This window comes from Peribacillus psychrosaccharolyticus ATCC 23296, assembly GCF_000305495.1.
Classification (GTDB): Bacteria; Bacillota; Bacilli; order Bacillales; family DSM-1321; genus Peribacillus; species Peribacillus psychrosaccharolyticus.
In genome coordinates this window covers 1-14,941 of the sequence record NZ_AJTN02000002.1, presented here as the reverse complement: position 1 = coordinate 14,941, position 14,941 = coordinate 1, and the positions used below count along the sequence as shown (strand labels likewise).

The following is a 14,941-nucleotide window of genomic DNA, read 5'->3' as shown; positions in this document are numbered from 1 at the left end:
TGTCTCCCCTATACTTTTTCTCGTTTATTTTTTCCGAATAAGCCCTGAGGTAAGAAAATTAAAATAAGGATTAAGACAACAAATGCTGCCGCATCCCGCCATAGTGAAAATCCGGCGGCGCTGACCAGTGCTTCAATTAAACCGAGTAAAAGACCGCCAACCATAGCACCTGGAATAATCCCGATTCCGCCAAGAACCGCAGCAACAAATGCCTTCAGTCCTGGAAGCACCCCCATTAAGGGCTCAATTTTTATGTAATAGGTTCCGAAAATAACGCCTGCTGCGCCTGCTAGTGCTGAACCAATCGCGAATGTTGCAGAAATCGTGTTATTGACATTGATACCCATTAGCTTAGCCGCTTCTGCATCATAAGAAACCGCACGCATCGCTTTCCCGATTTTTGTTTTATGAACAATAATCTGAAGAATCATCATAAGCACCAATGATACACCTAAGATTAAGAGCGATTGGCTTTTAATCGATACGCCAAATATGTCGATATTTTCGGATGGTAAAAGATTCGTTGGGTAAGCTTCAAGCTGTGCCCCGCGGATAAAAATCATCCCGTTTTCAATCATTAATGATACCCCGATTGCCGTAATGAGTGCCGCAATTCTTGTTGCATTTCGCAATGGCTTATAGGCAATTCTCTCAATAATGACTCCAAAAACAGCACAAGCTGCCATTGAGATCAACAACGCAGGAAAGAACGATAAATCTAGTACTGTGATCGAATAAAAACCGATAAATGCGCCTACCATAAACACATCACCATGTGCAAAGTTTATCAACTTAACGATTCCATAAACCATCGTATACCCGAGTGCGATAAGGGCATAGATACTGCCTAATGAAATTCCATTAACTAGCTGTTGAAACAGTTCCATATTCCGACTCCCCTTTTAAATGGCTAAAATAGGAGGCAGAGCGCCTCCTATTCATCTATTGCTTATGGATTAACCTTTGTTTCAAATTTTTGCTCGCCATTTACATATTTCAGAATGGAAGCGGATTTGATTGGATTATGATTTTCGTCCAATTTCATTTTTCCAGACACTAGAGCAAGACCATCTGTGCTTTCTAGAGCATCCTTAATTTTCTCTGGTGTCGCATCTCCGCCCGCACGTTTAATGGCATCAGCAATGAAGTACGCTGTATCATAGCCAAGTGCAGCAAATGCATCCGGTGATTTGTCTTTGTACTTAGCTTTGAACGCAGAAACAAATCCTTGAATTTTTTCATCTGGATCTTCTGCAGAATAATGGTTTGTGATGAATGTATTTTCCAACGCATCCGCACCAGCAATTTCAATCAACTTAGGAGAATCCCAGCCATCGCCGCCCATGAATGGAACATCAATTCCTGACTCACGCGCTTGTTTTAGGATTAAACCGACTTCTTCATAAAAGGCAGGAACAAAAACAAAATCTGGTTTTGCGCTTTTAATATTTGTTAAAGTCGCTTGGAAATCGGTGTCTTTTTGCACAAACGATTCTTCTTTTACAATCGTTCCGCCGCCTTCTGTGAAGGCTTCTTTAAATGCAGCTGCAAGTCCTTTTGAATAATCACTCGAGCTGTCAATGTAAATGGCCGCTGTTTTGGCCTTCAACGTATCCTTCGCAAAGTTAGCCGCTACGGTTCCTTGGAACGGATCGATGAAGCATGTCCGGAAAACAAAGTCATTTACCTTGCCGTCTTTTGACGTAATATCTGAGTTTGTTCCTGTCGGAGTAATTAAAGGTATTTTCTTATCATTAGCAATTTGCACCTGTGCCAATGTATTTGTGCTTGTTGCTGCTCCAACCATAACCGATACTTTATCCTGACTGGTTAATTTCGTCGCTCCGCCTGTTGCTTCCGCGGCCTCGGACTTATTATCATATTTAACAAGTTTGAATTTCTTTCCATCAATACCTTCTTTATTAAGTTCTCCGATTGCCAATTCCATCCCTTCGACAACGGACTGTCCATATGAAGCACCACCGCCAGTCAATTCTAGGTTCGCCCCAATTTTAATGGTATCTCCATCCGATCCTGACTTTTCTGAATCACTGCACCCGGCTAACGCACCTGCAGCTAATGACACGGATAGCAGAATTCCTGCTAACTTATTCTTCTTCATGAAAATACCCCCCTGGCTTTTTTAAATTGACATACTATTTTGAAATTAGTGTACATCATTATAAAGAACTCGTCTAGATGTCCTATTTTATTGAAATTAATGTCATTAACTGTAAAATGTCATAAGAATATTATTCTGTGCTAAGAGTTTTCTTTCACCAAGCGGGGAAGTCAGGATAAGAAAATTTCGTTGTTGATATACGAAAATTCGGAAAAATATTTTACATTATTAGTAAAAGCGTTATTCTAGGAAAATCAAAAATTCCCTCACTATAGTAAAATTCAGTTTAAAAATATTTTTTATTCACAAAAAAAGAAGCCCAAAACTTGAGCTTCTTGGTATATCTTATTCCGTTTCTGGGAAAAAAGTTTGGTTGGTTTGAATGTCCACCAATGTCGGCGAATCTGTATTCAATGCTTGCTGAATGACAGCTTCAATGCTGTCTCCCGAATCGGCGCGGTATCCTTTCCAACCGCATGCTTCCGCCATTTTAACAAAATCAGGATTTGTTAAATCGGTGCCTTCTCTCCGGTCCCCCATGGCATCTATTTTATCATTTTCCATTTGCAATGCTTGATTGTTAAATACAAAGACCGTGATATTGAGTCCATAACGTGTTGCTGTTAATAAATCAGCGAGCGTCATTTGAAGTCCGCCGTCACCTACAATCGCAACCACTTGTTGTTCAGGCATTTCAAGCTTTGCAGCTATGGCAGCCGGGAGGCCGAAGCCCATCGTCCGCCAATAGCCGGAAAAGAGCACCTTTTGATTTTGTTGGCGGAAATTACGGTTCATCCATACCGTCACATCCCCTGTATCAAGGGCGATAATTGCATCATCGGCAATCGTTTTTTCAATCGCTCGCACAATTTTGGAAGGATGGATTGGCTGACTTTCCTGCTCGCCTTCCTGTTGATTTTGCTGGGCCCATTTTTCTTTCCCTTGCTGAATGGTCGTTTGCCATTTTTGGTTCGGCGAATGGGTTTTCAGACTTTCATGTAAAAGTGGGATAATATCTTCGGTTTTTCCGCTGATGGCAAGCTCGACAGGAATTCCTTTTTTCGCATTGTCTAGATTGATATCGATTTGAATAATTCTCGCATTCTGCGGGACATATCCTTCTGGCCACCAAGTCACACCTGACAGGAGGACTACATCTGCTTCTTTAAAAATTTCTTTCGCATACGGATTTCCGCCTTCACCGATTCCTTGGAGAAGGTAAGGAGAATTTTCTTCAAAGATACCCTTGCCGCCAAGACTGGTTAAAATACCGGCTCCCCAGCGTTCGGCAAGTGCTTCAAGATCAGCCGAAGCTTTCGCAGAACCTGCACCGGCAAGAATCATCGGCTTTTTGGCTGTTTTCATAATGGCTGCAGCCCGTTCGACGCCTTCTTTTTCAAACGTTGAAATACCCTCAATCACTACTGGTAACGGACGTGATTGAGCCGACGTCTTTTTATCGAATAGATCTTTTGGAATCGAAAGATGAGTGACAGCCCGTTGCTGCAGGGATATCTGAGCCGCTTTTTGAAGCAACTCGACAATCGCCTCCTCACTGCCAAGATTCGCAGAGTAGGATGCGAATGGTTTGAACAGCTCCTGCTGGTCAACGTACTGCTGATAGTCGGTTCCAATCTTGTCGGTTGGTGCTTGGCCAGTCAGCGCAAGGACGGGTGCTTTATCTGAATAGGCATCGCCCAATCCGTTCAGCAGATTCGTTGCCCCCGGACCCATCGTTGCTGTACAGACGCCGAGTCTTCCGGTTAACTTCGCTTCAGCAGAAGCCATTAAAGCCGCACTCGATTCATGCTTCACAGCAATAAACTGAATACGATCCTGCTTTGCCAACGCATCGAGAAGACCGATAATGGTATCCCCCACCACCCCATAAATCCGCTTAACCCCAAACTCGGCTAATTGATCCAAAATAACTTCAGAAACAGTTTGCTTCATAAAAAATCAACTCCTCATTAAATATGTATCTTATTAATATTTACACGGAATAAGTACTGGATAAACATGGGGAGCGGGGAAAGGAGGTGACCCTTTCTTTATCCTGTCCAATTATTCAATTGAGTTCCCATTTAGATACACCTTTTTGGGAAGCCTGGGGAACTTGGTAATAGCGTTTATACTCTAGTGATCTCATTTATTTGGCTCAAAAACGTGTATCTTTCTCTTTTACTGTCTCGTTAAGCCGGTTTTCATAGAAATCCCTCTATTTGAAGCACCCTTATTAGCTTGAGATTCCCTTGAACTTCAATCATTCGGCCCAAAGTGGGAAACATTCGGCCCATCCGACAATTTATTCAGCCCAAACTCAAGATCATTCGGCCCATTTTGCAAAACATTCGGCCCTACACCCTTTTAGATACTCTTTCTGGACAACCCCGATTCACAGAAAACGTCTCTATAGATAAAATGTCTTCTCTGGGCTCTTAAAAATGTGTATCTTTCTCTTTTTCTGTCTCTTTAAGCTGGTGTTCATAGAAATCCCTCTATCTCACGCACCCGGATTGGCTTGAGATCCCCTCCAACTTCAATCATTCGGCCCAAAGTGGGAAACATTCGGCCTATTCGGCAATTTATTCGGCCCAAACTCGAGATGATTCTGCCCGTTTTGCAAAACATTCGGCCCTACAACCTTTTAGATACTCTTTCTGGACAACCTCGATCCGCAGAAAATGTCTCTAAGATAAAATGTCTTCTCTGGGCTCTTAAAAATATGAATCCTCATAAAACTCTTTTATCAGAATGTAAGATTATGTTAAAAAATATAAAAGAATTTAAGGAGGTTTTAATTGTGAACACAAGGGAAATAAAACAACTATTACCGTGAAGTTAAATAATTTAAGAGGAGGAATTTTACATGTTTCGTCACCAAAAAGAATTACAATTTGAAGTTAAGGTAGATCGTCCAGATCCAATGTTAGCTCGTCAAATACAAGAAGTGCTTGGCGGCCAGTTTGGCGAAATGACCGTTATGATGCAATATCTCTTCCAAGGATTTAACTGCCGAGGAGAAGAGAAGTATAAAGACATGTTAATGGATATTGGTACTGAAGAAATTGGACATGTAGAAATGCTTTGTTCATTAATCAGCCAACTGCTCGATGGAGCTTCTCCTGCAGATCAAGCAGAAGCTGCCAAAGATCCAGCAATAGCTGCTATTATGGGAGGAATTAATCCACAACACTTACTAGTTAGTGGTCTTGGTGGATTGCCTACGAATTCAAATGGTATTCCTTGGAATGGTTCATATATTGTAGCAAGTGGGAACCTTTTAGCTGATATGCGTTCGAACCTTCATGCAGAAAGCCAAGGTCGTCTGCAAGTTGCCCGTTTATATCACATGACAAAAGACGAAGGTGTTCGAGCAACTTTCCGTAAAATGCTTGCCCGCGATCGTTACCATCAGTATCAATGGATGGCAGCCATTGCTGAGTTAGAAGAGAAGAATGGTGTCGTTGTACCAGCCTCCTTCCCTCCAGAAGCAGAAATGGAGTCTCAAAAAGAAGCCTATGAATTCTGGAACCTATCAGAAGGGGAAGAATCAGGTGAAGGCCTCTGGGCAAAAGGAAGTGCTCCCGATGGAACAGGTGATTTTGTCTATATTGCGAAACCTGTTGCAAAAGGACAAGTCCCTAATCCACCAGTTCCAGCAACTGAGTTACATCATGACTTAGATGGGAAAGCAACAGACAAGTAATCTATGATGTTTGTAAAAAGTTTCTTTTCAAATGAACGATACCCCTTAATTCTGGACACTTTAAAAAGGTCTCTTATTACGGGGTTTTTCTTTGTCCATCTAGTAGTCTCTTGTTTATATGTAAACTTAGTAACTTTTTCCAACAAAAAGAAATTCTCTATGAATGAATTTTTTGTAGATTAATACCATTCCTTCTCTTTGAGAAGTATAGAGCCAAAAACCCTTGAAAGGCTGGAAGCCAATCAAGGGTTCAATACCAAAAAACAAAATAACTCCAATTAGTCCTTATTATTTGAAGCTATTTGAGGATTCTTGAGAGCAGGCAGCAGAATACCGTCGATTAGAGTCGCGTAGAAATGCCTGTCGAACGCCTTGTGTAGAACAAGTCCACGAAAAGCAGCCATGGAAACGATAACCTGGCAAGCCAAATCTACATCCGCATGAGCGGGAAAATCACCGCGACCTACAGATCGATTAATGAGTTCGCGATTCAGGGTGTCCCAAGAATCAAAGATTCCGATGCCACCCTCCTCAGATAATTCCACCTGCTGCAAAAAAGATCCTAGCCCCATAATGACTCGAAGCTTTTTCTCTCCTTCTTCGATCGATTGCGGCTTTAAAAGCGCAAGAAGATCATCACGTAAAGTACCTGTATCAGGCAAATGTTCCATCTCAAGATGACTTCGGTTCATCCAGGTCAACGCTTCCTGAACCAGCTCTGCCTTGGAAGACCATCGGCGGTATACTGTTGCTTTTCCGGCCTTTGCTTTTGCAGCAACCATATCCATTGTCATACCATCGAATCCCGCATCTGCAAGAATGTCTATGGCCGCTTCAAGAATTTTTGCATCCCGTGTGTGATCACGCTTACGGCCTAATGTTCGCGTAGGCTTTTCTGCCAATAACTCAACTACTTCGCTTTGCTCGGATGTTTCGGTCTTTATCTTTTTCATATATTTATTTAACCCCTTTTAAACATTTTTGGAAACTTATTAGTTTCGGAACTTTACAGTTCCGTATTTATGTGGTTTACTATCATTATCCCACATTCGATGGGAAAATTATAGATAGTATTCCATAAACAAAGGGGATTAAAACCATGCAGAACAAGCCCGTAGCATTGATTACCGGAGCCAATAAAGGAATAGGGTTACAAATTGCAAAGGATTTGGCGGCACACGGCTACACCACGCTTATCGGATCGCGTAGCCTAGAGAATGGAAAATCGGCCGCTGCTAGCATTGGAACTGATGCACATGCTCTCCAGCTCGACGTGACAAATGAGGAATCCATCTTAGCTGCAGAAGAACGTATTCGGAACGAATTTGGTCGTCTCGACGTGCTCGTAAATAATGCAGGCATCTCACATGCAGGCAAACCTGGCGATCCTTTTCCGAGCAGTGGCGCTGCAAGCGGTCTCATGACTATTGCTTCACTCGAAGACATTCGTGCAGTTTATGAAACGAATGTCTTTGGAGTCATAGCTGTCACACAGGCCATGTTACCACTTTTACGTGAAGCCCCAGCAGCTCGGATTGTTAACATGGGTAGTACCGGCGGCTCCCTTGGTTGGAATTCCCTTCCAGATAACTCACACCGTGCGATGTTTGGAGCCTATTCGGCGTCAAAATCGGCTGTTCATGCTGTGACACTTGCCTTTGCCTTCGCGCTTGAATCGTCAAATATCAAGGTCAATGCTGCATGTCCTGGCCATACCTCGACTGCACTCAATAATTTTTCTGGCTCTCGCAGTGTCGAACAAGGAGCACGTGAAGCAGTCCGGCTTGCGATGCTTGATGTGGATGGTCCAACGGGGACGTTCTCTGATCAGGATGGTGCCATTGCATGGTAATTAACGTTGATAACATTATGGTTAGCATGGTAAGGGGGAGAGCATAATGCGTGTTTTCGTAACAGGAGCAACCGGGTACATCGGTTCAGCCGTCATCCGCGAACTTAAAAACGCCGGTCATCAGGTCGTCGGTCTTGCGCGCTCAGATAATAGCGCTGCGAAGCTAAAAGAGGTTGGGGCCGATAGTCACCGCGGCGATATTGCAGATCTTGATAGTCTTCGCAGTGGCGCAGCTGCAGCAGATGGCGTCATTCATCTAGCATTTAATCATGACTTTTCTAACTTTGACGGGGCACTTACAGCAGATCTGCACGCCGTCGAAGCGATGGGGTCGGCGTTGGAAGGGTCTGGTAAACCATTTGTGATCACTACCCACAACAACGGAGTGGCAACGGAAAATGTAGTGTTGTCACTGGCTGAGCGCGGTGTGCGAACATCAATAGTCGAGCTTTGTCCCTCAGTACATGGTGAGGGTGACACAGGATTTGTGCCAAGATTAATCCAAATTGCCAAAACAAAGGGCTTCTCAGCCTATGTGGAAGCAGGAACCAATCGCTGGCCGGCTGTTCACCGGCTTGACGCCGCACAACTATATCGTCTCGCCTTAGAAAAAGCCCCTGCCGGTTCACGACTAAATGGGGTTGGCGATGAAGGGATACCCTTTCGTGACATCGCAAGTGTTATTGGGCAACAACTAAACGTTCCAGTAGTCAGCATTTCAAGTGAAGAGGCAAAAGATTACTTTGGCTTCCTCAGCACACTTGCTGCTCTCGATATCCCAAAATCAAACACTGAAACTCAGAAACTCTTAAAATGGAAGCCGGTGCAACTTGGACTAATTCCTGACCTCGAACAGGGTCACTACTACAATAACTGAATAGAAAAGCTCCCGTAACTATATCTAGAATTTACGGGAGCTTTTTTTCAATAATAGGAAAAGGGTATAATCCATGTGGCCCTATACCTTTTTAGATACTCTTTCTGGACAACCCCGATCCACAGAAAACGTTTCTATAGATAAAATGTTTTCTCTGGGCTCTTAAAAATGTGTATCTTTCTCTTTTTCTGTCTCGTTAAGCCGGTTTTCATAGAAATCCCTCTTTCTGACGCACCCGGATTGGCATGAGAACTCCGCCAACTTCAGTCATTCGGCCCAAACTGGGAATCATTCAGCCCATTCGGCAATTTATTCGGCCCAAACTCAAGATGATTCGGCCCGTTTTGCAAAACATTCGGCCCTACACCCTTTTAGATAAATAGCTAGATCACAAAAAAAGATTGCAGAGAAAGTGGTGCTTTCTCTGCAATCTTTTTAGTCGTTTACTCGTGCTATATGGATATCGGTAAGGATTTCTTGGACGACCCAGCTGGCGGCGATGAGGCCGGCAACGGATGGGACGAAGGCGTTTGAGGATGGCGGCATTTGGGCTTTGCGGATTTTGGCCGCATCGTTTCCGACTTCTTTGCGGATGTCTTCGCGAATCACAATGGGGCTTTCATCAGAAAAGACAACCATGACGCCTTTTTTAATGCCTTCCTTACGCAATTTTGTCCGAATCACTTTGGCAAGTGGATCGGTGTGTGTTTTAGAAATATCGGCAATTTTAAAGCGGGTCGGGTCCATTTTATTGGCCGCACCCATGCTTGAAATAATTGGGATATTCCGTTTAAGGCATTCTTTCATTAAGTGAATTTTATAAATCACCGTATCTGAAGCATCAATGACATAGTCAATCCCGTAGTTAAAGAATTCCTCGTACGTTTCATCTGTGTAAAACATTTTCAGAGAAATCACTTCACAATCAGGATTAATATCCTTAATACGTTCTTTCATTAAATCTGCTTTTGGCTTTCCGACTGTCGATAACAATGCATGAAGCTGACGGTTAACATTCGTGATATCAATATCATCCTTATCAACCAAAATCAAACGGCCGACGCCTGAACGAGCCAACGCTTCCGTTGCAAACGAACCAACACCGCCGATTCCAAGTACGGCCACCGTTGAATTTTTCAACAATTCAACGCCTTCTTTACCTATTGCCAGTTCATTACGTGAAAATTGATGCAGCATACCTTTTCAACTCCAACCTATAATCTATCTAACATGAATATATCATAAACACCTCTAAAATATAAGTAAGATGATATAGGTTTGCCTAGAGTTAATTGATCGAATTGTTTTCAATGATAATATCTTGTTCTTTCAATTTGTTTCCTGGATGTTCTATCGTAATTACTTCATTGATTCCTGAAAAAGTATTATCCCTAATCTTAACATGGTTCCAATTATAGGCGCTGATCCCGGTATAGGTCATCCCCATAAACTTGTTGCCGGTTATCGTAATGTTTTCATTCCATTCGTCATTCTTACCACTATGGCTTCCAACTCCGACTGGCCACGTATTCATTTCTTTTGTATCACTATCACCAAAATAATTGTTTTTAATGACGACATCACGGCTTGGTGTCCCATCCCAGTCACCGAAATGCGGAAATCCATTCTTGGAGGAAAAATCAAGTTGAATCGCTTCTGATTTACTCCGGCTCTTATCGGTTGTCGGATCAAGATAACCGAGGAACTGACAATTTTCAATCACTACATTATGTGACGAATTGATTTCAATTCCATGGGAATAAACAATATCCTTTATGGTGAGATTTCGTATTTCAATGTGATCGGCATGGGCAAATTCTATCCCGCCATAGCCATACTCCCCATAGTCAGCGTCCAGAACATTCCCATCCAGTGTCCCGCCTTCAATGATGATATTGCCATTCCCTTTATAGCCCGTAAATTGATCTCCAGCTTTCCCGTTCGACATGAAAGCATCCGTGTGCTTACGAACGAGCACCGTATGTTCTTCCATGACTATTTTAGTATTTGCATAAATGTGTAAGGTTTCATTCATGCTATAGTTTCCAGCTGGAATCAGGATTTCGACTTTACCGTCTGTTTTTGCCTTGTTTAACCCTTTTTGAATCGCTGCTGAATCATGACCATATTTCGAGATATCAATCACGTCAGGTTGTTCATTTTGGTAACTGATGAACAAGATGGCTCCAAAAATAAGTACCCCCATCAAGATATAACTAAGTATCCTTTTCATGAATGGCCAATCTCCAAAGCATGTTTGAATTTCTCTAAGAATTCATGGTAATACGAATCTATATAATGGACATTAAATTTGCCCCATTTATGGTTTTCGTGTGAAAGATGTTTTTCTTGGCTGACATTGATTGAAATGACATCGAAGTTCTTCTCCACATAGTGGTCAAAACGATCCCACCATTTATTAAATTGCTCTACCCTGTCAGCATTTTCAAAATAGGCAACGGTGCCATCTTCTTTTAGGTAGCGATCCGTAAATCGTGCTTTATGAAGGACTACTTTTGTCAAAGGCATCGTAATACTCAGTTTTTCAAATAGTTGATGAACAGCTTGCTTCCACATGTCAAAATAAGCTTCATCATCTTCAGATAGTGTACAAATCGTTAAGTCATTTTGGTAAACGTCCGTTTTGTGAAGGACCCAGTGATTATTGGTAAGCGCAGAGTCCTTCAGCAAACACACCCCGAAATAAACATCTGAGAAAAAATCGAGAATTAGGTAATCCGTGTTAGCCAATTCAGAGGTGGTAAAAAAATCTTTCCTGCACTCTGATAAGAGATTATTTTGCTCCCACGTTCCAAGTTGAGAAATGTCTTCTTTATTGATCACCAATGGCTCTGCAACCGCACTGATAATGGATACCTGATTTTGAAGCTGAAGAAATTGAAAGTCCTGCTTATATCCAGCATTGAAATGTGAATTAAAATTGTCTCGAGAAACGCATGAACCAATAACCGAGACCGTTTTTCTTGGTTTGTTCAACATCAACATACAGCTATCAGCTGAGCTTGTTACAGTGACCTCTATTTCTCCATGTGTTTGTATATTCCCCGTACTTTTCGCTGTCAGCCACTTTCCGTCTTCTGTCGGCACAGCCACTGTCAAAGGCGTCTTCGCATGTCCTTCTTGGTCAAAAGAGAAAGTCTCTATTGGGAGAATAAAATAGGCTGTAGATTGCTCTGAATACGTTGGCTGCACCAAGGTATCTCCTTGCACGATTGAACAAGCATCAAGTTTCAGCCATAGACGGTCTCTCGTTGCATAGACATCTTTCACTTCTACTGCCTTAACATCCTTATGATATCGGGCATAAAAAGCAAGCTGCTCATCCTTTGTCCAATAGGGCTTCCAGGCAAATCCCTGCCACTGTTTCTCAAGGTAATGCGTCTTTTCCGACAGTGATGCCCCTTTTAAAACTGTAACGTCTTCCTTTTCAGTGGAAACCCTCAAATCCCATACTTCTTCTGGATGAAAGAGTGTGCGGTTGGCAAAATCCTCTGCAGCAATATTGACGAGACCTACATGTGAGTCAAACACCTGCTTATGTTTGTATATCTCCACATTAGCTTGACGCTTGATAATTCGAAACGAGAGTTCACTTCCGATTAACTTCTCAGGTATATCCAGAAATAAATCAATGGCGTTTTCCAGGTATTTGATGTTCTTGATCAAGATTTCCATGTTCCACCCTGCTTCTGAATGTGACTTGTTTATCCAATACAATGGCATTTAGCTGCTGTACAAACTCCTGATCTGATTTCCCTTGATGCTGGGCATCCACACGATAAGGAGTATTCGTTAAATCGAGTACATTTGTTTCAGGTAGTTTTGAAAGAAAATAAGATTCAAGCATCCCTAGTACTCTATTATTCCGTTTGATTTGCTCTTTTTCCTCATCATTTATAAGTCTCCCAGTTGCTAGGATAATCCGCTCTGCAGGTATTACAGCTGTTAGTGAGCTAATGAATGTATCCATCGCGTTCATAATCATCATGTGATTATCGGAAGTATCCATTACACTTTCCTCGTTGAACATATAACTTGTTCTCACTAATGCACTGCTCAAGGTAAGCAACTGTGAATCCACGAATTGGATTAAAGGATTAACCACATCATTCATTAAATCGATAATTAGATAATCTGGTGCTGCCTGTTCCAGATCTGTAAAGAACGATTTTTCAAATTCTTGTTTCAGCATAGATCGGTCATTTTTATTAACTGATTTAAAATCTTTGTCATTCCAGACAACAGGTTTCCCCGTCATACTTATCATTGAAGAAAGATTTTGCTGTAACACGACCTGATAAACAGCTTCGGTACGCGTAGTAAATAAAAACGGTTCGGTAATCATTTGACTGCCGAAGAGGGCAATTTTTAGTTTCTCTTTTTTCTGGTTAGCTGCTGTATATAGAGCGATCCCACGGGCACCTGTTACGTAAGGTTTGATTTTTTTTGAACTCTCTGGGATAACAAAGTAGTGGTAATTCTTGCTTAGATAACCGTCAACCACTTTGACCGGATAATCTGCCACGCTGTGATTCGATGCTTGAAGCCTGATAAATACATCCCAAATCCCGCCCTCATAAGAATGGTGAATCGGAAGGCTTTCTAACGGATACGACCCAGCAAAAATTTCACCGCTTACCTCTAGTGATTTTGCTATTTCAAAGGAATACTGCTCTTTGCCCAACTTGTCACGCAGTTTGAGCACGATTTTTATCGCTCGCGCTTGAACTGGAACGGCTTCATTATCAACTAAGCCTTCAATAGAAAATTGCCCATTTGTTTTATTAAAAATGACATCGACAATTGATACAGCCATCTTTTCTTGCTTAATATAGAGTGAAAGCAATTGTTCATTATTCTTATACGGTTTGATTAAGTAAAAAGAATTTTTTCCACTACGCGCATAGTCCGCTTTAAAATTCTTTGGGGTCGCTACTTTCTCAGTCCTTACTAACTCTCCGCTGTTATAAATCACATATAAATCATAAATCATTCCATCTTCAAACTCGTTTAAATCGAATGCAAGCGGCAGTTCAAAGCCCACTTTCCTTTGATCCACTTTGACAGGATAACGAAGGGCAAACTCTTCAGTGATATCATTTCGACCTTTGAGTCCAATCTCAACTTGAACGGCAGGCAAGATTGGTTTGAACGTCATTTCACCGCTCAGCATGCCTTTTTTAAAGCTCAATTTTTCAGCCACTACTGGTAATTCAACTTTTCTTTGATATAAACCAAACGTGCCATGCGTCGTCAGATATGGCTTACATTGATAAAGACCGTTGTTGTACGAATAATAGTCAAAAGATTGAGGATCAATTTTACATTGATAGTCTTTACTGCCATTTGTAAAGATTAATTGACAAGCTCCCTCTAGAGGCTCACTAGAAAAGAGTTCTTCAAAGTTAATTTCAACCGACGCTTTCATTTTAGCTTTCGGTTTATAGGGAATTTTCCATTTAACCGGCGGCAATAAGCCAGGACGTTTTTTATTAAATAAAAAGTACTTTCCTCCTTAACTTGTTCTGGAAGTTCAACCCATAGTGTTACGCGTCCGGCTTCCTTTTGATAGCTAAAGTTGGTACTAGTCAATGTCCTCATTTTCTTGCCCCTTTCAGGTCGTTAATCGCCTTGAATATTCGTGCACTGTTCTTTTGGTCTTTATGAGCAAAGAACGTATTTGATTTTTCTTGATAAGCAGAACTAATTTTGAAGTCATCGTTGATGCTTTTAGTAATGGCTTCTACTAAGCTATCTTCCTCATCATATACTTCGCCAAAATCATCATAGCTGATCTGCTGAACGGGACCATGATGATTATCATACGGATCGAATTGATACAGCAGAACGGACTTATCCATGTAAAGGAAATCAGCCATTACGGATGAATAATCGGTCACCAGCAGGGAACTTTCCTTCAACAGCTCAGACACGATGGCATCCTGTTTCGTCAAAAATTGTACGTTTGGATGTTCAAACGCAAATTCTGGTAGGAACTTTTGCATTTGGCTATGCACATAGAATTTAAGAACAATTTGTTTTTCCTCAAGAATCTTTAACAACTTCTCGTTCCGGACGAGTTCGAAATAACGGTTAAAATACAGCGATCTAAGAAACTGACTTTTGTTGAGATTAAAGATTGAACGTCTCCACGTCGGCATAATTAGAATTTGTTTTTTGACCGAGAGATTATGAAGATTATCAAAGCGGCTTAATCCTGTTACCACAACGTCTTGATCTTCATAGCCTAACGTCTGCTTGATGACTTCCTTCTCTGCTTCAGAACTGGCAATGAAAAGCTGTTGATTATATTGTTCTTTGCTCAGATAGGGAGCAATATTATGGATAATAACTCCGTGC

13 protein-coding genes are annotated in these 14,941 nt (G+C 41.7%); 3 read left to right on the top strand and 10 right to left on the bottom strand.

Annotated elements, in window-relative coordinates; translation table 11 throughout:
* Positions 1-8: 8 nt before the first annotated feature.
* The 3 genes from WYK_RS00270 to WYK_RS00260 form a co-directional block, all read right to left on the bottom strand.
* A complete protein-coding gene (locus WYK_RS00270; RefSeq protein WP_040372305.1) occupies positions 9-887 on the bottom strand; it encodes a branched-chain amino acid ABC transporter permease in 879 nt (292 codons plus the stop codon).
* Positions 888-949: 62 nt separating this feature from the next.
* Positions 950-2,122 (bottom strand): ABC transporter substrate-binding protein, encoded by a 1,173-nt coding sequence (locus tag WYK_RS00265; RefSeq protein ID WP_040372303.1) that lies wholly within the window; start codon positions 2,120-2,122, stop codon positions 950-952.
* Positions 2,123-2,467: 345 nt separating this feature from the next.
* The gene (locus WYK_RS00260; RefSeq protein ID WP_040372301.1) at positions 2,468-4,075 is read right to left on the bottom strand and encodes a thiamine pyrophosphate-binding protein; all 1,608 of its coding nucleotides are present in this window, start codon (positions 4,073-4,075) and stop codon (positions 2,468-2,470) included.
* Positions 4,076-4,991: 916 nt separating this feature from the next.
* Between WYK_RS00260 and WYK_RS00255 the strand changes: the two genes are divergently transcribed.
* A complete protein-coding gene (locus tag WYK_RS00255; protein WP_040372299.1) occupies positions 4,992-5,831 on the top strand; it encodes a manganese catalase in 840 nt (279 codons plus the stop codon).
* 278 nt (positions 5,832-6,109) lie between these two features.
* On the opposite strand, the gene WYK_RS00250 is transcribed toward WYK_RS00255, so the two are convergent.
* On the bottom strand, positions 6,110-6,784 hold the full coding sequence (locus WYK_RS00250) for a TetR/AcrR family transcriptional regulator (protein ID WP_040372297.1): 675 nt from the start codon (positions 6,782-6,784) through the stop codon (positions 6,110-6,112).
* A gap of 146 nt (positions 6,785-6,930) precedes the next feature.
* On the opposite strand from WYK_RS00250, the gene WYK_RS00245 reads away from it, so the two are divergent.
* Positions 6,931-7,683 carry an SDR family NAD(P)-dependent oxidoreductase gene (locus tag WYK_RS00245; RefSeq protein WP_040372295.1) on the top strand — a complete coding sequence of 251 codons (753 nt, stop codon included), beginning with the start codon at positions 6,931-6,933 and terminating at the stop codon, positions 7,681-7,683.
* 46 nt (positions 7,684-7,729) lie between these two features.
* Positions 7,730-8,560, top strand: coding sequence for an SDR family oxidoreductase (locus WYK_RS00240; protein WP_040372293.1), 831 nt, complete (start codon positions 7,730-7,732; stop codon positions 8,558-8,560).
* A gap of 435 nt (positions 8,561-8,995) precedes the next feature.
* Here the strand turns inward: WYK_RS00240 and WYK_RS00235 are convergent, their stop codons facing one another.
* The 6 genes from WYK_RS00235 to WYK_RS00215 all read right to left on the bottom strand — a co-directional run.
* Positions 8,996-9,757, bottom strand: coding sequence for a tRNA threonylcarbamoyladenosine dehydratase (locus tag WYK_RS00235; RefSeq protein WP_040372292.1), 762 nt, complete (start codon positions 9,755-9,757; stop codon positions 8,996-8,998).
* Positions 9,758-9,848: 91 nt separating this feature from the next.
* Entirely contained in the window at positions 9,849-10,793 is a 945-nt protein-coding gene (locus WYK_RS00230) for a right-handed parallel beta-helix repeat-containing protein (RefSeq protein ID WP_051387226.1), read from the bottom strand.
* Complete coding sequence (locus tag WYK_RS00225) at positions 10,790-12,256, bottom strand: DUF6270 domain-containing protein (protein ID WP_040372290.1); 1,467 nt, start codon at positions 12,254-12,256, stop codon at positions 10,790-10,792. Before WYK_RS00225 ends, WYK_RS00230 begins: the two co-directional genes overlap by 4 nt.
* Complete coding sequence (locus WYK_RS00220; RefSeq protein ID WP_040372288.1) at positions 12,210-14,009, bottom strand: DUF6270 domain-containing protein; 1,800 nt, start codon at positions 14,007-14,009, stop codon at positions 12,210-12,212. The genes WYK_RS00225 and WYK_RS00220 overlap by 47 nt, the downstream gene beginning before the upstream one ends.
* Positions 14,006-14,182 (bottom strand): hypothetical protein, encoded by a 177-nt coding sequence (locus WYK_RS24720; RefSeq protein ID WP_161629083.1) that lies wholly within the window; start codon positions 14,180-14,182, stop codon positions 14,006-14,008. Before WYK_RS24720 ends, WYK_RS00220 begins: the two co-directional genes overlap by 4 nt.
* Positions 14,179-14,941: CDP-glycerol glycerophosphotransferase family protein (locus WYK_RS00215; protein ID WP_040372286.1), on the bottom strand; the 763-nt coding region annotated here is incomplete at its 5' end. The genes WYK_RS24720 and WYK_RS00215, both read right to left, overlap by 4 nt.

Coding starts and splice junctions, on each gene's coding strand:
- WYK_RS00265 (WP_040372303.1), bottom strand. CDS start 2,122: ATGAAGAAGAATAAGTTAGCAGGAATTCTGCTATCCGTGTCATTAGCT.
- WYK_RS00255 (WP_040372299.1), top strand. CDS start 4,992: ATGTTTCGTCACCAAAAAGAATTACAATTTGAAGTTAAGGTAGATCGT.
- WYK_RS00260 (WP_040372301.1), bottom strand. CDS start 4,075: ATGAAGCAAACTGTTTCTGAAGTTATTTTGGATCAATTAGCCGAGTTT.
- WYK_RS00235 (WP_040372292.1), bottom strand. CDS start 9,757: ATGCTGCATCAATTTTCACGTAATGAACTGGCAATAGGTAAAGAAGGC.
- WYK_RS00230 (WP_051387226.1), bottom strand. CDS start 10,793: ATGAAAAGGATACTTAGTTATATCTTGATGGGGGTACTTATTTTTGGA.
- WYK_RS00240 (WP_040372293.1), top strand. CDS start 7,730: ATGCGTGTTTTCGTAACAGGAGCAACCGGGTACATCGGTTCAGCCGTC.
- WYK_RS00220 (WP_040372288.1), bottom strand. CDS start 14,009: ATGAAAGCGTCGGTTGAAATTAACTTTGAAGAACTCTTTTCTAGTGAG.
- WYK_RS00245 (WP_040372295.1), top strand. CDS start 6,931: ATGCAGAACAAGCCCGTAGCATTGATTACCGGAGCCAATAAAGGAATA.
- WYK_RS24720 (WP_161629083.1), bottom strand. CDS start 14,182: ATGAGGACATTGACTAGTACCAACTTTAGCTATCAAAAGGAAGCCGGA.
- WYK_RS00250 (WP_040372297.1), bottom strand. CDS start 6,784: ATGAAAAAGATAAAGACCGAAACATCCGAGCAAAGCGAAGTAGTTGAG.
- WYK_RS00225 (WP_040372290.1), bottom strand. CDS start 12,256: ATGGAAATCTTGATCAAGAACATCAAATACCTGGAAAACGCCATTGAT.
- WYK_RS00270 (WP_040372305.1), bottom strand. CDS start 887: ATGGAACTGTTTCAACAGCTAGTTAATGGAATTTCATTAGGCAGTATC.